Raw genomic sequence first — 19,771 nt, 5'->3', positions numbered from 1 at the left:
CTCAGCCCCTGCCCGCCTGCAGCGTGAAGATGGCGCCGGTCAAAAAGACATCGAGATAGCGGGGGTCCTGGAACCGCCCATTGAGCGATATCCGGGGCAAGGCGGTCATCGTTTGGCGATGGGTGGCATATAGGCCACCGGGACGCGTGGTTACAGCGGTTTCGAACCCCAGATCGCCCGCGATGGCGAATTCGCGCGGCCCCGCCGAAACCTTGGCACCTATGGGATAGGAAAGGTGCACGGGCCGCACACCGAAGGCCGCCGACAGCACGTTGGCGGACTGTTCGATCTCCACCCGCGCCTCGGCGGCGCTGAGCTTGGCGAGCTCGAAGTGGTGCACCGTGTGCGCCCCGAGCGTGCACAGGGGCTCCCGCGCAAAGGTCTGCAATTCGTCCCAATCCATGATCAGGGACCGACAATGGGCCGCCAGATCAAGGTCATGATCCGCGGCCATCTCCGCAATCATCCCCACCCGCTTGTGTTCGGGCATGGCGCGGCATTCGGCATAAAGCGCCCCGTAGACGCGCTCTTTCTGCTCGAGGGTCCCCGTGTCCATGTACCGCGGTCCAGAAGCGCCGGGCGCCACAACCACGTTATTGGCAGAGACCATGTCCTCGAGCGCCTGCCACCAGACTTCGCCTTCCCCGTCCACGAGCGCGGTCGGGACATAAAGGGTAAAGGGCGCATTCTGGCGCCTGAGGACCGGCAGGGCGTGAACGAGATTGTCGCGATAGGCATCATCGAAGGTCAGGACCACGAAGGGCCGCTCGGGCGGTTCCGCCTTAATCCGGCGCGCCGCCTCGTCCATGTCCACGATATCGAACCCGCTTTCACGGGCCTTTATGATCGCCGCCTCCAGAAAATCGGGTGTCACCTGGAGAATGGCGTTGGGCGCGAAGGCTTCGGGCGCCTCGGGCAGAACGCGATGGAGCGTCCAGATCACCCCCCGCGCGCGCGACAGCTTGCGGATCGCCGGCCCTGCATTGATGCGCGCAAGCGCCTCGAACGCCATCCGGTAGATGCTGTAGCGCGACATGACATTCTCCGGTCGGCGGGACGGGACGGATCAGGCAACGTCGGACTGGCGCTCACGCCAGCGGGCTGTGCGCACAGTGCCAAATCCGAGCGCCTCGACCTCGACCCTGATGTCTTCGCCATCCTCTGCCCCGGAGACAAGCACAAGGCAACCCGATTGCTCGTCCGCAAACAGCGGCAGGGTGGAGGACACGCCCAGCTTGCCCGTTACCACGATGACCATCTCGTAGATATCGGCAAGCGCATCCACAAGCGTTCCCGGGGCACGGGTGTGCCGAGGCAGGGCAGCGGTCTGCCCCCAGGGCACGAAGGCGAACCTGTCGTCCTTGTCGCGATAGACCACATCGCCGAAATCGGCTTCCTCGGCGCACAGATCGCTCAGCCCGAGCTCGAGGCCCTGCACGCGGCTTGCGGCATCCACTTCGGCCACGCTCAGCCCGTCCCGAACCAGACGGGCCGACAGGCGCTCTGCAAAGGCACGCCCATCCTTGTCGTTGCCCATCGACGCGATAACGATGCGCCGCTCGCCATCGGCCTGCAGCCGCGCGGCGATCTCTTCGATGTCGTCGAACGCGCGGCGGGCCGGAGTCGCCACGGCCACGGCCGGTTTTCCGGGTAAGATCGAGGGCACTACGTCGGCCGCCGGACCGGGTTCGGTCCTCAGTTCAGGCTCTGGCGCATCAGCTCGGTCGCCTGATGGGCCTCCAACTCCGCCGCCCCGCGGACCGCCACGGTTTTCCACAAGAGCGCGGCCCGAAAGCAGCTCCGCAAAGATGATGGCTCCGACCTGAAGCGTGACCGCCCCGAGCAATACCGCAAGCAATGTCAGCGTCGTCCGCGGGAAGACCGGCGAGCTGGATATGGCGGCGGCGCTGACCAGCCGCACGTCGGGCAGCACGGATTCGTTTTCGCTGCGGGCACGTGCCTCGCTGAAGCGGATCAGATAGGCGTTGAGCAACTCACGCTGTGCCGTCGCCTCGCGCTCGAGTTCGGCCAGCGAAACTCCGTCGCGGGTGGCCGTTCCGGCGGTCAACTTGAGTTGCTCGAGATCGGCTTGCAGCGATCCCTGCAGATCGGCTTCGATCCTCGCCTGCACATCGAGCGCGTCGGCCACCCGGCGCCCCTCTTCGGCGATCTGGGCGTCGATCTCGTTGATCTGGGCATCGAGCGCCCGGATCGATGGGTGATTGGATAACAGCGTGGCGGACCGCTCGGCGCGCTCGCCCTGCAGGCGCGCCTTGTCCTGGCTGAGTTGCTGGACGATCGCATTGCCCTGCACATCGCTGACACCGGACACCGACTGGCCGGAATCAAGGAGACTCCTGATAAGCTCTGCCCTCGATTGCGCCGCATTGCGCCGCTCTGCAGTGGCGGTGATCTGAGTGGAAAGCTCGGAGAGCTGCTGGTCGACGAGGCTGGTGCTGTTGGAGCCCAAAAACAAATCATTGGCCACGCGGAATTCGGCTACGCTGCCCTCGGCTTCAGCAACGCGCGACCGCAGGTCCGAAATCTCGCGTTCGAGCCAGGCCGTTGCATCGATTGTGTCGCTGATCTGCTGGCCTGCCCGCCGGCCGATATGGGCCTGCGCCACGGCATTGGCCACGCGCGCAGCGATTTCGGGGTCAGTGGACCGGAACGTGATCGTTACGAGACGCGAGGACCGCTCCTGGACGACCCGAAGATCTTCGCTTATTGCTCCGACAAGTGCATTCTCGCTCGGATTATCGCCCCGCCCGAGCAAACCGAAAGGCCCACGGGATGGTGCCAGAGCCGGCTCATTGGCAAGCCCGCCAATTTCGATCGCATCAGTGATCGTATCGCGCGCCTTGATCAACTCCACTTGGCTGGCCACCAGGGCATCATCTATCAGAAGGCTTGTCGTTGTATCCGTTGTTGCGCGCGTGAACGAGTTCAGTCGCGGCTCGACAAGCAGGCTGGCGCTGGATTCGTACTGACGCGGCAGGAAGTTGAGGCCCGCATAGGTGAGCCCGCACAGAACCAGTGTGAAAAGGATAATGCCGGGCAGTCGGCGCAGGATTGCGCGCGCAACGGCACCGAGGTCGATACTCGCATCCGGTGATTGACGGAAATCGGAAGCGGACATCGCGTTCCCTCTTGGATTGCTGCCGCAGAGTAGGACACCGGCTCCTGCTTATGGCCCCCACATGGTAAGCAATCGGTTAAGCGAGCCCGCCAGAGGGCGTGATAATCAGTTCTTAACCATGAAATGCGAGCTTGGCCGTCGGGTTAAGTCTGCAGGTAGCCGAAATGCACATCTTGAGAATGGCGATCGCGCTCTGCCTCGTCGCATTCGCTTCCGCGTGCGCACATAATGGCCCTGCCACCTATCTCGTCGAGCAGGCCGGGCCCTACAGGCTCGATTCGGGCGATGTGGTCCGCGTCTCGGTCTACGGCGACGAGGAACTCACTAACACCTACCGCATCGACGATGCCGGCGACATCGCCATGCCGCTCGTCGGAACCGTCTCGGCCCGTGGAATCACGACGGAAGCCGCGGCCGCCCGGATCACATCCGCGCTGGCCAACGGGTTGATGCGCAGCCCGAATGTCGCGGTGGAAGTTGCTGAGTATCGTCCTTTTTTCATTCAGGGTGCAATCGCCAGCGCTGGCCAGCTCCCCTATGTCTACGGCATGACCGTCCGTGCTGCGGTCAGCGCTGCCGGGGGGTATTCCGACACAGCGAACCAGACCAACGCGACGGTTTATCGCCGGCAGGGCGAAGAGATGGTCCGAGGCAATGTCGGACTCGACTTCCCCATCCAGCCCGGCGACACGATCGTCATCTCAGAACGCTGGCTTTAGGCCGCTCCATGCGCATTCTTCACGTCATGCGCGCGCCGGTCGGCGGGCTGTTTAGACACGTTGCCGATCTCACCGAAGCGCTCGCATCGCGCGGTCACGACGTTGGCGTGGTCGTGGATGAAAGCACGGGCAACGCCGCCACAGAGGGGCGTCTGACTGCGCTTGGCGCCCACGCGACGCTGGGGATCCATCGCCTTCCCATCCCCAGGGTGCTGGGGCTTGCAGATGCCATCACACCCATCAGGATCGCCAGGCTCGCCCGGAAGCTGGGCGTCGGGATCGTGCATGGCCATGGCGCAAAAGGCGGCTTCATGGCGCGGCTGGCCGCATTATCCCAGGAGCAGGTCAGGGTCGTTTACACCCCACATGGCGGCGTTCTGCACTACGACCCGCGAACGGCCTCCGGCTGGACATTCCTGCAGCTCGAAAAGGCCCTTCTCGGGCGGACCGATGCCCTGATATTTGAGAGCCATCACGCCCGGACGGCCTATGCGGCAAAGGTCGCCGATCCATCGACGCGCGGGACGGTTATCCACAACGGCCTGCGGCCAGGAGAGTTCGAGCCAGTAACGCTGGACGCCGATGGGACCGACTTCGTCTTCATCGGCGAATTGCGCATGCTCAAGGGCCTGGACCTGCTGCTGGGGGCGCTCGCTCCCCTTGTCAGGCCCGATGGCCGCCCCGCTACGCTGACCGTGGCGGGTGACGGACCGGATGCGGACCGGCTCAGAGCCATGACGGAAGAGCTGGGACTGGCGGAACGGGTCCGCTTCGTGGGCGTCCAGCCCGCCCGTGCCGTCTTTGCCATGGGCCATTGCGTGGTGGTCCCTTCGCGCGCCGAATCGCTGCCTTACGTGGTCATGGAAGCCGCAGCGGCGGGCAGGCCTGTCGTGGCAACCGATGTTGGCGGCATCCCGGAAATCTTCGGCCCCACGCGCGACACACTCGTTCCGCCCGATGACCGTGACGCCCTGGGCGCCGCGCTCAATGAGGCTCTTGCCCGCCAGCACGCCCAGCGCGCGCGGACCGAAGCCCGTCTCGATCACGTTCGCAATGCCTTTACACTCGACCGCATGGCAGGCGGGATAGAGGCCGTTTACACCCGCGTCATCGCGAGCGCGTGAATGGTCATTTAACACCGGATTTCACCGAGTTTTCATACCTGCGCACCTACAGTCCGCAAGCGAAAGGATAGGTATGCGCATGTTCCGGGTGGACACCAAACAGGCTGTGATCGACCACATGTCGGGAACCGGCTCGCCAGGCGGCAAGCTCTCGGACGCAGCCGAGGGAATCGCTAGTCAACCGGTCGAGTCCGGATATTCTCACAAGGTCGTGGCCGGCGTCGCCCAGCTGATCGAGGCGGGAGTGCTGTTCGTCATCGGCATGGCGATCTTCGCGCTCTATCTGAACTTCAATCAACCCGAACTCTACATCCCTCTCGCACTCGGCACCACGCTGCTGGCCAACATCGCCTTTAACGTCGCCCGGACCCACAGCATCGCGGCGTATCGCACCCTCTATCTCCAGAGCCTGCGGGTCCTTCTCGGTTGGGCGCTGGTGATCCTGCTCGTGGTTGCCGCGCTCTATGCCTTCAAGGCCGGGGAGCTGGTGTCGCGCGTCTGGCTGGCCACCTGGTTTCTTGCCGGCTCAGTTGGCCTCGTGGCCTTCCGGTTCGCCTTGCGGGCCGTCGTGCTGCGCTGGAGCAGGCAGGGCCGGTTGCGCCGCAGAACCGTCGTCGTCGGCGGTGGAGAGGCCGCAGAAACCCTTATCGGCGCACTCCAGAGCGGCTCGTCCGGAGATATCGAACTCCTGGGGCTTTTCGACGACCGGGACGAGAAGCGCTCTCCGCCCGTGGTTGCGGGCATTCCCAAGCTGGGAAAGGTCTCCGATCTCGTGGGATTCTCACGCCGCGCACGCATCGACCTCATCATCGTTTCGATGCCGCTGTCGGCCGAAGCGCGGCTGCTCACCATGCTCCGCCAGCTCTGGATCCTGCCCGTCGACATTCGGCTGAGTGCGCATATGAGCAAGCTGCGCTTCACCGACAAGACCTATTCCTATATCGGCAATCTGCCCGTGTTCGAGATAGCCGACAGGCCGATCTCGGACTGGAACCGCATTTTCAAATGGATGTTCGACAAGATCGTCGCGCTCATCGCGCTGATCGTGCTGATGCCGGTGATGATCGGCACAGCCATTGCGATCAAGGCCACCAGCAAGGGGCCGGTATTTTTCCGCCAGAAGCGGCATGGTTTTAACAACAACCTGATCGAGATCTACAAATTCCGCTCGATGTATGTCGAGACCGCCGACGCTGCCGCGAGCCGGCTGGTCACGCGCCAAGACCCCCGTGTGACCCCGGTCGGGCGCTTCATCCGGCGCACATCGATCGACGAGCTTCCCCAACTCCTGAACGTCCTCAAGGGCGAACTCTCTATCGTGGGTCCGCGTCCTCATGCGCTCGAGGCCAAGGCCGCCAACAAGCTCTATCACGAGGCCGTCGAAGGCTATTTCGGGCGCCATAAGGTCAAGCCCGGCATCACGGGATGGGCGCAGATCCACGGATGGCGTGGGGAAACCGATACGATCGAAAAGATCATGCAGAGAGTCGACCACGACCTCTACTACATTGAAAACTGGACGCTTCTGCTCGACCTCTACATCCTGGCGATGACACCGGTTTCGCTTCTGACCAAGAACGAGAACGCCTTTTGACCGCGACCGGCGGCGCCACGGTCGGGCGGGCCTCGGGCGGCCCGTGGATGGCCGCGCGCGCGGCCACGCTCCTGCGCGTGATGATCGGGCTCTGGATATTCTCGGGCTTCTTCGTCCTCATCGAACCCGCGCCCTACGAGCTCTTGTTTCTCGCCGTGCTGGGCCTCGCGATCTTTGCTGGGTTCCGGGTCTATCCCGGCACCCTGCCCTTGCTCGGGATGTTCGTTTGCTTCGTGCCCTTTGCGCTGATCGCGGTTTTCCAGGTTCGCTACAACGACCTCGATACCACGCTGATCTACACGCTGGTCACCGTCTTCCTGCTGCTGACCAGCTATTTCGCCGCCAATTTCGTCGCCCAATCCCCACTGCGCAATGTCAGGCTGATCGGATCGGCCTATATTGCCGCCGCGGTTGTGAGTGCGGCGGTCGGCAGCCTCGCCTATCTCGGCGTCATACCCGGGGAAGAATTGCTGCTGCGCTTCGGGCGCGCCAAGGCCTTTTTCAAGGATCCCAACGTCTTCGGACCCTTCCTCGTCCTGCCGGCGATGATCCTGCTCCAGCGGCTGCTGTTAGGGCGTGAGCGGCTACCGCTTCGCAATGCGGTGCTGTTCCTGGTGCTGTTCACTGGCATATTCCTGAGTTTCTCGCGTGGGGCCTGGGGCCATTTCGCGGCATCTGCGGCGATGGTGTTCGTGCTGTGTTTCTTCCTCGAAGCCTCGGGGCGCGACAAGGTCAGGATGTTGCTCATCGCCATGGCTGGCCTGATGGCCATGTCTCTTGCCCTGGTGGCGCTCCTGAGTGTCGAGGACGTGGCGGCCCTGTTTGCGGATCGTTTCGCGCTTACCCAGAGCTATGACTCCGGAGAGACCGGGCGATTCGGGCGAATCGGCTACGCCTTTGACCTGGCGCTCACTCACCCGCTCGGGCTGGGCCCGCTCGAATTCGGCTATCTGCGCATCTCCGAGCAGCCGCACAATACCTATGTCAACGTCCTCCATGCCTATGGATGGGGCGGCGGGATGGTCTATATGGTGCTGGTCGTCTGGACGCTGGCGAAGGGTGCCAAGGCCCTGCTGCGGGCCTCCCCCAGCCGCGTGCTGCTCATCCCCGTATACGGAACATTCGTGCCGATGATCCTGCTCTCGGCCATCATCGACACCGACCACTGGAGGCACTGGTTCCTGGTCACGGGACTGGTCTGGGGCATCGTCGCCGCTTATGACCGTCGCGACGCTGGCGCCGAGGGCGGGCTTCCCTGAAGGTTCAATCGGCGGTGATCTGACCTTTTGTGAGATAACGCTCCGCCAGTTCTGCGCTCCCCTGCGCGTAAACCGGCGCGAGATCTTGCGCGATCTGCGCTTCTTCATGAGTGCCCATCCAGGCCAGCAGTGCCATCCGGCGCAACAGTACGAGGGCGTCGAGCATGTCCTCGTCGGCCCTGGGGTACTCCGCGATCGCACGATAGCCCTCCAGCCACCGGGCCTTGAGTGCTCCGACGATCGGGTGATCCTCGAAAAACGATACGCCGGCGGCAAAGTCGTACCCGAACCAGCAATAGCCGCAATCATCGAAGTCGATAAGCCGCGTCACGCCGTCCGCAACCAGCAGGTTGGCCAGCCGCATGTCAGCATGAATCAGTCCGAACCGATCCGGCTCCGCGCCATAGGCCGCGAGATCGGCCCGCAATCTCTGATCGAGCGCGTCGAGAATTGACCGCAACGGGCCTGCAACGCCGGGTCCGGCGCGCCAATCACCCCAGATCGCCTCGGGATCGAGTATGGCTCGTTCGGTCCAGCGCTGGCGCTCGAACCAGCGTGGAGGCGTCCACTTTCGAGCGTGGGCATGGCACCGCGCCGCGAGCCCCCCGAGCTGGGCGAAGACCGGCTCGAGATCGTCGCCGACTGCTGGCTCCTCACCATCCTCGAAAGCAAAGAGCACCATGAACCGGAGATCGTCGGCGCGCTGGAATGGCCCGGATTGAACCAGGTCCCCGTTGGTGCCGGCGATGGCGCGGGGGGTGAAAAGACCGGTGTCGGCGCGAAGAGCCTCCATCCACTCCAATTCGCTCCTGATGCCGGCGAGGCTGTGATAGCCGGGCCGGTGGACCCTAAGGATAGAGCGTGCGCCATTTGGAGCGTCGATGCGGAAGGTATGGTTTTCCGAGAGGTTGACCAGCGTCGGATTGGCGGACGGATCGATCACCGCCCAGCGCGCCAGAATTTGCCCCCAGTCCCAGAACATGCCTATGCCTCACCCCTGCCCGCAGCACCGCGTTCGTGACTACGCGCAAGAAAAGCCTGATGGAAGTGCAAATTGGCCCGAGAGCGCTCTTGCATCATTGAGCGCGATTATATAGGTGAACTGCACGTCGGGGCGTAGCGCAGCCTGGTAGCGCATCTGTCTGGGGGACAGAGGGTCGTCGGTTCAAATCCGGCCGCTCCGACCATTCCCAATATTCACAACGTGTATCGTGCCGCTCCCCCTGGGGAGGCGCGCCACTAGACCTGCCTTTGCAGGTCCAGGCAGGCCTGGGCTCCTCTCCGCCTCCGCAACCTTCGTTTCCGATCGCGCATTGGCAATTCCGAACGGTCCAGCCGGTCAATCGGGCTGGATGGCGCCTCATCTCGGACCACGGAGGAAGGTCGGAATGCCGCCAATGACGCCGGACAGGCGATACATCGTCGTCAAGGGGCGCCTGTGGCGAGCGACCCGCCCCGATCTGAGTGAGAGCGAGCAGACCGGACTCGTCGCGTCACTGATGAGGGCGCGCAGGGACGTCAGAGAGGCCGTTCGATCAAGCGATAAGACCGCCGAGGCTGACGCCCGCGCCCGGGTAGACGCAGCCAAGCGAGGTCTGGGCGAACGCGGACCTGTCTGGTGGAGCGATGGCGCACCCGACTACAACCGGCACATGATCGAAAACACGCCCTATGCCCATTGGTGGTCCGACAAGCAGGATTCAGACGACGAGTGAAGGATAGAGACCCGGCTAGTGCATTTCCTTTTCTAATTGGACCAACAGGAACTATGAGTCTCCGATGCGCCGGTTTTCGAGGAACGAGGTTCGATCCAAACGCAATACCGCCCCGGGGACGGTTCCCCGGAGCGGCATCGTTCACATATAAAGAGAAGCGCCGCGGCAAGGCCGCGCGTCCTTAGCGCATGTTGTCGGCGACAAAGACGCCGGTTGCCGCGCCGCCCGCAGCGCCAACGGCCCCGCCGACCGGTCCGGCAATCGCGTTGCCGACAACGGCGCCGCCCGCGCCGCCGATCGCGGCGCCGGTCATGGCGCGCTCGGTGGTAGTGCACCCAGCCAATGCCAGCGAACCGGCGAGAACGACGACTACAGATATCTGCTTGATCATGATGAAAGCCCTTCCTCGAGAAACCGTGACTCAAACGTCCGGTATCCTCAGAAGTTCCCGGGCCATGGCGTCTTTTTCGTCGCGCAGACTTTAGATGCCATTGCGACGGCCCCCTATCGGGAATCACGCCTGCGGGTTAGCTTCCCGAAGTCATCTAACGCGGGGAAACAGTCCGATGCCGATAGTCATTCTAGTCCTGCTGGCGATCCTGATCGGCACTTTAGGATTCTGGGAGGCACTCGGTGCGCTGATTGGTGCCGCGGCCCTCGTCGCCCTGTTCTGGATCGTTCTGGCAGCGACCATCGTCTTTGCCATAATCTGGGGGCTGCGTCGCCTCGGGCGCTGACGGGCCGCTCAGTCGTAAAAGAGCGACACCCGATGCCCACCGATTTCGTGGACGTTGATGTCCATGTCGTAGATGGCCTTGAGCGCCGCCGGCTCGATAATCTCGCTGGGCGGCCCCTGGCGGATCACCTTGCCTTCGCGCATGGCGACGATGTAGTCGGAATACCATGAGGCGAAATTGATGTCGTGCAGCACCAGGACCACCGTCTTTCCGAAATCCTGGGCGGCCCCCTTGAGCAGCTTCATCATGCGCATGGCATGCTTCATGTCGAGATTGTTGAGCGGCTCGTCGAGCAGCACGTAGTCTGTATCCTGGCACAACACCATGGCGACGAAGGCCCGCTGCCTCTGGCCACCGGAAAGCTCGTCGAGGAACCGATCGACCAGTTCATGGAGATGCAGGTAGTCCAGTGCGCGTTCGATATGCTCCCTGTCCTCGACTGTGAGCCGGCCCTTCGAGTACGGATACCGACCGAACGACACGAGGTCCCGGACCGTCAGGCGCGTGGACATGTGATTGTCCTGGCGCAGGATGGACAGCTTGCGGGCCAGCGCATCGCTCGGTGTGCGGGTGACGTCCAGCCCATCCACGCTGACGGTGCCCGCGTCCATGCCCAGCAGTCGGCTGACCATTGAGAGAAACGTCGATTTGCCGGCTCCGTTCGGCCCGATGATCGAGGTGATGCCCTTGGTAGGAATGGTGATGCTGACGGCGTCGACCACGAAGGTCTCGCCATAGGCCTTGGAAACCTTATCGGCAATGATCATCGGGCGGCACCCTTCAGCAGCAGCACTATGAACATCAGCCCGCCTACGAACTCGATGATGATCGATAGCGCCGAATTGAAATTGAACACCCGCTCGAGGACCATCTGCCCCCCCACGAGGCAGATGACGGCCAGCAGCGCGGCTGCGGGAATGACGTAGCGATGCCGCGCCGTGCCGACGAGGATGTAGGCGAGATTGGCGACCAGAAGCCCAAAGAAGGTCACTGGCCCCACCAGAGCGGTTGAGACCGCCACAAGAATCGTGACGAGCAGCAGAATCAGCATGACCGTGCGCTTGTAAGGCACACCGAGATTGATCGCGTTGTCGCGCCCGAGGGTGAGCACGTCAAAGACATGCCCGATCCGCCAGGCGACGAGCGAGACGAGGCAGACGATGCCCAGAGCCAGAAAGGCCAGCTGGCTGTGCACCGAATTGAAGCTCGCAAACATCTGATCCTGAATCATGGCGAACTCGTTGGGATCAATGATGCGCAGCATGAAGCCCGAGGTGGACCTGAACAGCGTGCCAATGACTATGCCCACAAGAACCAGCAGGTGCAGGCTGCGCTGCGCGCCTGAAAACATCAGCCGGAACAGCAGAACCGAAAAGATCATCATGGCGCCGAGTTCGACGGCGAATTTGAGGTAGGGATCGACCGTCGCGGCAGCCAGCCCGCCGAAGGAAAAGACGACCGTTGTCTGGATCAGGACATAGAGCGCGTCAAAGCCCATGATCGAAGGCGTGAGGATGCGATTGTTGGTGATGGTCTGGAACAGCACGGTAGAAAGCGCGACAGCATAGGCCACGATAACCAGCGAGAGCAGCTTCACCCCGCGGAACGGCAGCACGAAACCCCAGTTTCCGCGCGCCTCGACGGTCATGAACAGGACAGCGAGGACCAGCGCGATGCCTGAAAGAATGCCGACCATCAGGCCCGGGGTGAACCGGCGGCGAACCGACATGACGAGATCAGCCATGCCGCGCCTCGCGCCTGAGGAGTAGGTAAAGGAACATCACGCCCCCGACGACACCGACCACGGTTCCGATCGGGATCTCGTAGGGGTAGCGGATCACGCGGCCAATGATGTCACAGGCGAGCACGAACCCCGCGCCGAGGACCGCGATCCACGGCACCGAGCGCCGCATGTTGTCCCCGATCATCAGCGAGACGACGTTGGGGACGATCAGACCGAGAAACGGAATCATCCCGACATTGACCACCACCGTGGCGCTGACCAGCGAGACGATGACGAGGCCCAGGGTCATGACCTTGTTGTAGTCGAGACCGAGATTGGTGGTGAAATCCTCGCCCATGCCCGCCACCGTGAACCGGTCTGCCGCCACAAAAGCGACACCGGTCAGGCCGGCTGAAATCCAGAGCAACTCATAGCGCCCGCGCAGCACGCCCGAGAAGTCGCCGGTGGTCCACGCCCCCAGGGACTGCATCAACTCGAACCGATAGGCGAAAAACGTGGTGACGGCCCCGATAACGCTGCCAAGCATGATGCCCACCAGCGGCACGAGCAGCACCGAACGCAGCGGAATGGTGCGCAGAATCCGCAGAAACAGCGCAGTCCCGGCCAGTGCGAATAGCGAAGCCACAAGCATCTTGCCGATCACCGGAAGACCCGGGGCGAAGATCATAACCACGAGCATGCCGAGTGTTGCCGATTCGACGGTCCCTGCCGTGGAGGGCTCCACGAACCGGTTGCGCGCCAGCATCTGCATGATCATGCCGGCAATGGCCATGCCCATGCCGGCGAGGATGATGGCAAGGGTGCGGGGCACGCGGCTGATGAGCAGGACCTGTGCCGCGCGGCCATCCACGCCCCCGGCAAGGAGCGCGGCAGGAGAGACGTCGGACACGCCGACAAACAGGCTCACACCTGCCAGGGCGCCAGTGAACAAAATTGCGATTGCCAATCCGGGCACGGTGTGAGGCCGTTTCGGGGGCCGACGCGCGCAGGGCGATCCAGCGCGCGTCGATGCCCGCTATCGGAGGTCGGCGCCGATGGCGGTGCCCACTTCGCGCACCATGGTGTGCAGCGTGTTGAGCCCGCCATTGACGATGTAGAAATTCACCGGATCCAGGTAGACCACCTGGTCGTTCTGCCAGGCGCTCATCTCATGGACCAGTTCGTTGTCTAGGATCTGCTGAGCCGATTGGGAGGCCTCGCCCACCGACGTATCGCGGTCGATCACCAACAGCCAGTCCGGATCGGTTTCCAGTAGAAATTCGAACGATACGGCCTCGCCATGGGTCGCCGCTTCCACGTCCTCTATCGCCGGGACGATGTTGAGGTCATCGTGCAGCCAGCCAAAGCGCGAGCCCGGTCCAAATGCGGTTACCCTGCCCCCTGCAGTGATGACGATAAGCGCATTGCCCACGGTCGGCGCGTGCTCCTGCACCGTCGCGATGTCACCATCGAGTTCGGCGATCAACTGGTCGACCGCCTCCTGCTCGCCGAATATCTCGCCCACGGTGCGCGAGCGCTCCTTGATCGTGCCGGGGAAATCGGTCCAGTCCACCGAGAGATCGACGGTCGGCGCGATCTCGGACAGGTTGGGATACACGCTCGAGGATCGACCGGCGACGAACACCACATCAGGCTGCTCGGCGGCGACCAGTTCGTAGTCAGGTTCGAACAGAGAGCCGATCTTGAGTGTGTCAGCGTAATCCTGAAGGTGGTTGGGCAGGTTGGCGTCAGGGATGCCCTGCACCTCGATACCAAGCGCGTCAAGAGTGTCGAGCGTGGCCATGTCATAGGTAAAGACCTTCGCAGGCGTACCCGTCAGCGTGGTCTCGCCCTGCGCGTGCTCGACCGTGATGTCCTGAGCAAAAGCTGACGGAGCGCCCACCAGCGCAAGAGCGACGACCGCAGAGGAGACACGAAGAAGGCTGTGATGGTGTGACACGGGAACGTCCAATCCTGAATGAGATCAAGTCGCGCGCGGTCAGATAACCAGACCGCACCGGTCATGTTTTATGTCGGCACGCCACGGCGCCGTCAACATTACTTGATCAAAAAATTCAGGTTAACTAAGCATCACGTGCAGCATCCAGAATCCGCTTGCACTCCAGGAGCTCGGCCAGGGCCTGCTCCAGCGCATACCGGTCGACCTGCCCGAGTACGGGCTCATTTGGTGGTTCAAACGCAGGCTCGTGTCGAGTTTCTGCCGGGACAACAACCGGGTGGACGTCCTCATCGGAAGTTTGCGGCGCGATAGGCTGTATCGAACCGGTTTCCCCGATCGCAACGAGGTGACGGGCGCCCTGCTCTTTCAGGATGCGCTGCACGCCCTTGATCGTGAAGCCCTGATCGTAGAGCAGGTGTCGGATGCCCTTGAGAAGCTGGACGTCATCGGGACGATAGTACCGTCTTCCACCACCCCGCTTGAGCGGCTTGATCTGGCTGAATCGCGTTTCCCAGAAACGCAAGACATGCTGAGGAAGATCGAGTTCTTCGGCCGCTTCGGAGATCGTCCGGAAGGCGTCTGGCGATTTGTCCAACGCTGGCTCCGGTCAAAAAGTGTCTATTTTCCAGACCCAACCATAGATTTGTTGATTTTGCTTTTCAAGACGTTGGATGGCTTAAACACAAGCACCCGACGCGGCAGGATTGGCACTTCCTCGCCGGTTTTGGGATTTCGCCCGACCCGCTCATTCTTCGATCGGACCTGGAACGAGCCGAAGGATGACAATTTCACATTGTCTCCGGTGGCAATTGAGTCGGCCATGATCTGAAGAACGCGCTCCACCAGATCGGCCGATTCGGTGCGTGACAGGCCGACGGACTGATAGACCGTCTCCGCCAGGTCCGCACGGGTGACCGTTTTTCCCGCCATTGCATACCCCTCAACGTTCCGGGCACGCGCTACCCCGGACTTTCAAATACTTAACGCCCCCAATGGGGCGGGGTCAACGCCTACCACCTCAGCAGGCACGCGCCCCACGTAAAGCCACCGCCCATGGCTTCGATCATCACCAGTTGACCCGATTTGATCCGACCGTCCGCAGATGCTTCCGCGAGGGCAAGCGGCACAGAGGCTGCCGACGTGTTGGCATGTCGATCCACGGTCACGATGACCTTGGCTTCCGGCACGCCCAGCTTCCTGCCCGCTCCATCGATGATCCGGCGATTGGCCTGATGAGGCACGAACCAGTCGAGATCCCCGGTCGTCTTGCCCGACTTTTCCAGCACATCCTCGACGACGTCCGAAATCATGCCCACTGCGTGCTTGAAAACTTCCCTGCCCTCCATCCGAAGGTGACCGATGCTGCGCGTCGAGGAGACGCCGCCATCGACATAGAGCTTGTCCCAATGCCCGCCATCGGTGCGCAGGCTGCAGGCCAGCACGCCTTTTTCCGGAGCATCATCGGCGACTTCGGTCGCTTCCAGAATCATTGCGCCGGCGCCATCGCCGAAAAGGACGCAGGTCGTGCGATCGGACCAGTCGAGGATGCGCGATGCCGTCTCGGCGCCCACGACGAGTGCACGCCGCGCCATGCCGCTGCGGATATAGCTATCGGCCGTCGCGACCCCGAACACGAATCCCGAGCAGACCGCCTGGATGTCAAAGGCTACGCCGTGGCGCATGCCCAACTTATTCTGCAGGATTGCAGCGGTCGCGGGAAACGTCCGGTCAGGCGTGGTCGTCGCGACGACGATCAGGTCGATATCTTCCGGTGTAAGCCCTGCGTTCTCGAGCGCGTTCTGGGACGCCTTGAGCGCCAGATCCGAAGTCAGCTCGCCTTGAGCCGCAATATGGCGCTGGGTGATACCGGTGCGCTGGACAATCCACTCGTCGGATGTGTCGACGAACTTGGAGAGCTCGTCATTGGTCAGAATGCGTTCGGGGAGGTAACCGCCCGTTCCGCGGACCTGGGACTGAATTCTGCTCACGCCGAGGGAGTCTCCTCTTGGTGTTGGTGTTCGGCACCCTTCAACGGCTTGAGCTTGGCGATACCATCGCCGATCTTGCCCAGCACATCGTTGCGCGCCATGTCGTACGCGAGCCCCAGAGCACTCTTGTACCCGACCTCGTCGGTGCCACCATGGCTCTTGATAACGACGCCATTAAGTCCGAGGAACACGCCGCCGTTGACGGTTCGAGGGTCCATCTTGCTGCGAAGCGCCGAAAGAGCCCCGCGGGCAAGGAGCGCACCGACGCGGGACAGGAACCCCGCCATGAGCGCGTTGCGCAGATAGGTTCCGACCTGCCGCGCCGTACCCTCAGCGGTCTTGAGCGCAATATTGCCGGTAAAACCCTCTGTCACAACGACATCTACGGTGCCCTTGCCCAGATCGTCGCCCTCGACAAACCCGTGATAGGTGAACCCGGCGCCGCGCGTTTCCGAAAGAATCTTGGCGGCGTCCTTGACCGATTCATTGCCCTTGGCCTCCTCGACACCGACATTGAGCAGGCCCACGGTCGGGCTGTTCATGTCGAACAGCGCCTTGGCCAGCGCAGCGCCAAGGATCGAGAAGTCGACAAGGAGTTCGGCGTCCGCACCGATGGTGGCGCCGACGTCCAGAACGATGATGTCCGATTTGAGCGTCGGCCAGATCGCCGCGATGGCGGGACGGGCTATACCCTCCATGGGCCGGAGGCAGAACGTGGACATGGCCATCAGCGCGCCGGTATTGCCGCCAGATATCGCGACGTGCGCATCGCCATCCTTGACCGCCTGGATAGCGGACCACATCGAGGACGTGTCCCGGCCCTTGCGCAGCGCCTGGCTGGGCTTGTCGTCCATGGTGATCACGACATCGGCGTGCTTGATGGTGCTGACTGCGGCGAGGTCCGGGCGCGCCTCGATCAACGGCGCAACATCCGCCTTGCGCCCGTGGAAGATGAACCTGACGTCCGGCCGCTCACGCAGAAGCAGCCGGGCGGCTTCTATCGGCGCATGTGGCGCGTTGTCTCCGCCCATCGCGTCCACGGAGATTGTTATAGTCCCACTCATTGCTCGCCTTTGTTACCCGCGGTCTCCCTGCCGGCGGTTGCCGCACCATACTCAATGCACCCAACCGTGCAAACTCAATTGCCCTTGTCGTCACGCAGGTTTTTCAGAACAGCGAACGGAGACAGCTCGGCGGGATCGTCGCCTAGGACCTCACCGGGCAACTCGGCGCCGGGCAGCCTGGGGTAAAGGTCGACCGCCATCGCGAATACCTCCATGACGAGTTCGCCCAGATCAATCTCGTCGCCCTCGAAATAGTCCGGAAGGTCATCGCGCTCGAGATTGACGAAGACCTCGGCGCCGCTCGAGACATCCTCGGAGGGAGGAGCCCCAGGAAGAAACACCCTGTCGATTGGCTCGGAGATATCCTGGGTCACTGGCTCTGCAGTCACCACGCAGGGCTGCACAACCCAGCCCTCGACAACGCCCTGTGCACGATAGCCGCCCCGAAACCGGGTCAGCGTGACGCGGGCGCTGAAAGCGCCGACCTTGGTCACTCCATAGCGCCTGGCCAGCAGCTCGCGCTGTTGCTCGTCCGTGCCTATCGTTTCCGTGCGTCCGGTCGGTGTAACCTTGTCCAACCGCATGCTCGCATCGAGATCGATGTGATCGGCATCGCCAGTCATTTGGCCTCTCTGAAAGCTATGGTGCCAGCCTTGATGGCCTCGACATCCTGGGTCGCAAGTTCGCGGTCGCACGCTACGATGTATGTTGCGAAAGCGTCCAGATGCGGGCGCTGTTCCCCGTCGTGGAAGTTGCGTGCGATGACCGCCCGCAGCCCGGGCATCGGATCGGGCGCATCGAGCGCATCGTTAAGGGCGGTCAGCGTCCCATAGAAAAGACTGCCCATCTTCTCGATTTTCTTGCCGACCGAGAGATCCCCTACCCCCATCTCGCGCAGGGCCCGGTCCATATCCTTGAAAAAGACGTCGAAGAGGCCCTGGGCGAAATCACGCGTGCGCGTATCCGGCGAGCGCAGCCTTCGAAAGACCATCGCCGTGTGCAGTGAGATCATGTCGAAACGGCCGGTCACCGTGTCGGGCACACCCCATGCCTCATAGAACACAGGAAGCCGGGATTGCGCCACAATGGCGCTGTAAACGGCGTAAAGAGCGTCGTCGGATTTGGTCGAGCGAAAGAAACGCAGGATCATTTCGAAATACGCCTTGTTGGAAATCCGGGTGCAAGCGGTTGCATTTGGATTGGTCGCTTGCCAGAACCGTCCTCGGACGGCTAAACAACACCGACGTCCTCGGCGCGTTGCGCGAGGCTATAGTCGAGAGCCATGAGGAAAGTCAATTCGATGACTGCGCGTACCGCACTTGCCCGCCTCGCCCCGATAGTGACTGCAGCCGCACTCGGCCTTGCCTTGAGCGCATGCGCCAGCACCGGCGTCGTCTCGACCCGGACCCAAGGGTACGTCATACCCCAGGATGCGATCCAGCAAGTCCGACCCGGCTCCAGCCAGGATCTCGTTCGTGTGGTGCTCGGCTCGCCGCAGACGACCAGCGTCTTCGACAGCGAAACTGCCTGGTATTATGTCGAGACCCGCGTGCAGCAGACGGCTTTCGGCCTCACGACCTCGCGTGAGCGCACCGTTCTCGCGGTGTATTTCGACTCCAACAACCGCGTTGCGGATACGGCGGTCTATTCGCTGCAGGATGGGCGCGTCTTCGCCATCGAACAGCGCCGCACGCCGTCCTTCGGGCAGGACCAGTCGTTTATCCAGTCGCTGCTCAATTCTATCTGATCGAGAAAGTTATGACGGGCCGGATGCGCTCCGGCCCGATCGCCTGTCAGGCCCCGTACCCTTCCGAGTACTTCTTGGCGACGGCGTCCAGCACTCCGTTGACCATGCGCGGCGCATCGTCCTCGTAGAAGGCCTTGGCCACATCCACATATTCGCGGATCACAACCTTGAACGGAATGTCCTTGCGGCGGGTCAGCTCGAACACCCCGGCGCGCAGAAGCGCGCGTAGGGTCGCGTCGATTCGTGAGATCGGCCAGCCCTGCTGTAGCGTATTGTCGATTATGGGATCCAGCGCGAGCTGGTGTGAGACCACACCCCGGACTATGTGCCGGAAATAGTCCGCATCCGCGGGAAGGTACTCGTCGCCCTCGATCTCCTGACCCAACCGGAACCGCTCGAACTGGGACAGCGTCTCCTCCAGCGAGATTTCGCCGACATCCATCTGGTAGAGCGCCTGAACGGCTGCGAGCCGCGCCGATCCACGCTGATTGGCAGGCTTGACCCCGGTATCATCGCCGTCGCTCATTTGCCGGCCTCCGTCTTGCGCTTGAGCGCGATCATCGCCAGCGCGGCGCGGGCTGCGTCCCCGCCCTTGTCCAGCTCGCTTGCCCTCGCACGCCGCCATGCCTGATCTTCGTTCTCGACCGTCAGAATGCCATTGCCCAGCGCGACCCGCTGGTTGACGGCGAGGTCCATCAGCGCCCGTGCCGACTCGTTTGACACGATCTCGTAGTGGGTGGTCTCACCGCGAATGACGCATCCAAGCGCGACGTAGCCATCGTACCGCGTGCGCGTGCCTTCACGACCGGCCTCGATCGCGAATGCGATCGCTGCAGGGATTTCGAGCGCGCCGGGAACGGTGACGACGTCTACCCGCGCGCCTGCCGCTTCGAGCGCGGCCTTGGCGCCGGCAAGCTGGGCGTCAGCGAGGTCGTCATAAAAGCGCGCCTCCACAATCAGTATTCTCGTGCGCTCGTCGGCAGTGTCGGTGGTCATCGTATC

The 19,771-nt window shown here is 62.7% G+C and carries 23 protein-coding genes and 1 tRNA gene; 8 read left to right on the top strand and 16 right to left on the bottom strand.

What is annotated here, in order from left to right:
- Position 1 precedes the first annotated feature (1 nt).
- Positions 2–1,036 carry a polysaccharide deacetylase family protein gene (locus tag EO136_RS01650; protein WP_127142731.1) on the bottom strand — a complete coding sequence of 345 codons (1,035 nt, stop codon included), beginning with the start codon at positions 1,034–1,036 and terminating at the stop codon, positions 2–4.
- Between the two features lie 30 nt (positions 1,037–1,066).
- On the bottom strand, positions 1,067–3,139 hold the full coding sequence (locus EO136_RS01645; protein ID WP_127142730.1) for a GumC family protein: 2,073 nt from the start codon (positions 3,137–3,139) through the stop codon (positions 1,067–1,069).
- Between the two features lie 164 nt (positions 3,140–3,303).
- Between EO136_RS01645 and EO136_RS01640 the strand changes: the two genes are divergently transcribed.
- The 4 genes from EO136_RS01640 (at position 3,304) to EO136_RS01625 (ending at position 7,835) form a co-directional block, all read left to right on the top strand.
- A complete protein-coding gene (locus EO136_RS01640; protein ID WP_127142729.1) occupies positions 3,304–3,858 on the top strand; it encodes a polysaccharide biosynthesis/export family protein in 555 nt (184 codons plus the stop codon).
- An 8-nt stretch (positions 3,859–3,866) separates the two neighbouring features.
- The gene (locus tag EO136_RS01635) at positions 3,867–4,982 is read left to right on the top strand and encodes a glycosyltransferase family 4 protein (RefSeq protein WP_127142728.1); all 1,116 of its coding nucleotides are present in this window, start codon (positions 3,867–3,869) and stop codon (positions 4,980–4,982) included.
- Positions 4,983–5,061: 79 nt separating this feature from the next.
- The gene (locus tag EO136_RS01630) at positions 5,062–6,576 is read left to right on the top strand and encodes an undecaprenyl-phosphate glucose phosphotransferase (RefSeq protein WP_127142727.1); all 1,515 of its coding nucleotides are present in this window, start codon (positions 5,062–5,064) and stop codon (positions 6,574–6,576) included.
- Entirely contained in the window at positions 6,573–7,835 is a 1,263-nt protein-coding gene (locus EO136_RS01625) for an O-antigen ligase family protein (RefSeq protein WP_127142726.1), read from the top strand. Before EO136_RS01630 ends, EO136_RS01625 begins: the two co-directional genes overlap by 4 nt.
- 4 nt (positions 7,836–7,839) lie before the next feature.
- Here EO136_RS01625 and EO136_RS01620 read toward each other — a convergent pair whose 3' ends face one another.
- Positions 7,840–8,817, bottom strand: a complete 978-nt coding sequence (locus EO136_RS01620; protein ID WP_127142725.1) for a phosphotransferase enzyme family protein — start codon at positions 8,815–8,817, stop codon at positions 7,840–7,842.
- 128 nt (positions 8,818–8,945) lie between these two features.
- On the opposite strand from EO136_RS01620, the gene EO136_RS01615 reads away from it, so the two are divergent.
- Together EO136_RS01615 and EO136_RS01610 are read left to right on the top strand one after the other, a co-directional pair.
- Positions 8,946–9,022, top strand: a tRNA-Pro gene (locus EO136_RS01615).
- 201 nt (positions 9,023–9,223) lie between these two features.
- Positions 9,224–9,550, top strand: coding sequence for a hypothetical protein (locus EO136_RS01610; RefSeq protein ID WP_127142724.1), 327 nt, complete (start codon positions 9,224–9,226; stop codon positions 9,548–9,550).
- 181 nt (positions 9,551–9,731) lie between these two features.
- Here the strand turns inward: EO136_RS01610 and EO136_RS01605 are convergent, their stop codons facing one another.
- On the bottom strand, positions 9,732–9,941 hold the full coding sequence (locus EO136_RS01605; RefSeq protein ID WP_127142723.1) for a hypothetical protein: 210 nt from the start codon (positions 9,939–9,941) through the stop codon (positions 9,732–9,734).
- Positions 9,942–10,116: 175 nt separating this feature from the next.
- Between EO136_RS01605 and EO136_RS18500 the strand changes: the two genes are divergently transcribed.
- The gene (locus EO136_RS18500; RefSeq protein WP_164730392.1) at positions 10,117–10,287 is read left to right on the top strand and encodes a hypothetical protein; all 171 of its coding nucleotides are present in this window, start codon (positions 10,117–10,119) and stop codon (positions 10,285–10,287) included.
- A gap of 8 nt (positions 10,288–10,295) precedes the next feature.
- Here EO136_RS18500 and EO136_RS01600 read toward each other — a convergent pair whose 3' ends face one another.
- The 10 genes from EO136_RS01600 to EO136_RS01555 all read right to left on the bottom strand — a co-directional run bounded on the left by EO136_RS01600 (position 10,296) and on the right by EO136_RS01555 (position 18,172).
- On the bottom strand, positions 10,296–11,054 hold the full coding sequence (locus EO136_RS01600; RefSeq protein WP_127142722.1) for an iron ABC transporter ATP-binding protein: 759 nt from the start codon (positions 11,052–11,054) through the stop codon (positions 10,296–10,298).
- On the bottom strand, positions 11,051–12,031 hold the full coding sequence (locus tag EO136_RS01595; protein ID WP_127142721.1) for an iron chelate uptake ABC transporter family permease subunit: 981 nt from the start codon (positions 12,029–12,031) through the stop codon (positions 11,051–11,053). The genes EO136_RS01600 and EO136_RS01595 overlap by 4 nt, the downstream gene beginning before the upstream one ends.
- Complete coding sequence (locus tag EO136_RS01590; protein ID WP_127142720.1) at positions 12,024–12,986, bottom strand: ABC transporter permease; 963 nt, start codon at positions 12,984–12,986, stop codon at positions 12,024–12,026. Before EO136_RS01590 ends, EO136_RS01595 begins: the two co-directional genes overlap by 8 nt.
- A gap of 60 nt (positions 12,987–13,046) precedes the next feature.
- Complete coding sequence (locus EO136_RS01585) at positions 13,047–13,970, bottom strand: siderophore ABC transporter substrate-binding protein (protein WP_206513245.1); 924 nt, start codon at positions 13,968–13,970, stop codon at positions 13,047–13,049.
- Between the two features lie 124 nt (positions 13,971–14,094).
- Entirely contained in the window at positions 14,095–14,565 is a 471-nt protein-coding gene (locus EO136_RS01580) for a MerR family transcriptional regulator (RefSeq protein ID WP_127142719.1), read from the bottom strand.
- A 23-nt stretch (positions 14,566–14,588) separates the two neighbouring features.
- Positions 14,589–14,900 (bottom strand): integration host factor subunit alpha, encoded by a 312-nt coding sequence (locus EO136_RS01575; protein WP_127142718.1) that lies wholly within the window; start codon positions 14,898–14,900, stop codon positions 14,589–14,591.
- An 80-nt stretch (positions 14,901–14,980) separates the two neighbouring features.
- Positions 14,981–15,958 (bottom strand): beta-ketoacyl-ACP synthase III, encoded by a 978-nt coding sequence (locus EO136_RS01570; RefSeq protein WP_127142717.1) that lies wholly within the window; start codon positions 15,956–15,958, stop codon positions 14,981–14,983.
- Positions 15,955–17,022, bottom strand: coding sequence for a phosphate acyltransferase PlsX (gene plsX, locus EO136_RS01565; RefSeq protein WP_127142716.1), 1,068 nt, complete (start codon positions 17,020–17,022; stop codon positions 15,955–15,957). Before plsX ends, EO136_RS01570 begins: the two co-directional genes overlap by 4 nt.
- A gap of 74 nt (positions 17,023–17,096) precedes the next feature.
- Positions 17,097–17,645 carry a YceD family protein gene (locus EO136_RS01560; protein WP_127142715.1) on the bottom strand — a complete coding sequence of 183 codons (549 nt, stop codon included), beginning with the start codon at positions 17,643–17,645 and terminating at the stop codon, positions 17,097–17,099.
- Positions 17,642–18,172 (bottom strand): ubiquinol-cytochrome C chaperone family protein, encoded by a 531-nt coding sequence (locus EO136_RS01555; protein WP_127142714.1) that lies wholly within the window; start codon positions 18,170–18,172, stop codon positions 17,642–17,644. The genes EO136_RS01560 and EO136_RS01555 overlap by 4 nt, the downstream gene beginning before the upstream one ends.
- Positions 18,173–18,322: 150 nt before the next feature.
- Here EO136_RS01555 and EO136_RS01550 point away from each other — a divergent pair, with 150 nt between their 5' ends.
- Positions 18,323–18,769, top strand: coding sequence for an outer membrane protein assembly factor BamE (locus EO136_RS01550; protein ID WP_164730391.1), 447 nt, complete (start codon positions 18,323–18,325; stop codon positions 18,767–18,769).
- 46 nt (positions 18,770–18,815) lie between these two features.
- Here EO136_RS01550 and nusB read toward each other — a convergent pair whose 3' ends face one another.
- Positions 18,816–19,295, bottom strand: coding sequence for a transcription antitermination factor NusB (gene nusB, locus EO136_RS01545; protein WP_127142712.1), 480 nt, complete (start codon positions 19,293–19,295; stop codon positions 18,816–18,818).
- Positions 19,292–19,765 carry a 6,7-dimethyl-8-ribityllumazine synthase gene (locus EO136_RS18795; RefSeq protein ID WP_246018237.1) on the bottom strand — a complete coding sequence of 158 codons (474 nt, stop codon included), beginning with the start codon at positions 19,763–19,765 and terminating at the stop codon, positions 19,292–19,294. The genes nusB and EO136_RS18795 overlap by 4 nt, the downstream gene beginning before the upstream one ends.
- Positions 19,766–19,771: the final 6 nt, after the last annotated feature.

The organism is Pelagibacterium montanilacus (assembly GCF_003992665.1).
GTDB lineage: Bacteria > Pseudomonadota > Alphaproteobacteria > Rhizobiales > Devosiaceae > Pelagibacterium > Pelagibacterium montanilacus.
Note: the sequence above shows the minus strand (reverse complement) of the source record. Positions and strands in the feature narration are given on the sequence as shown.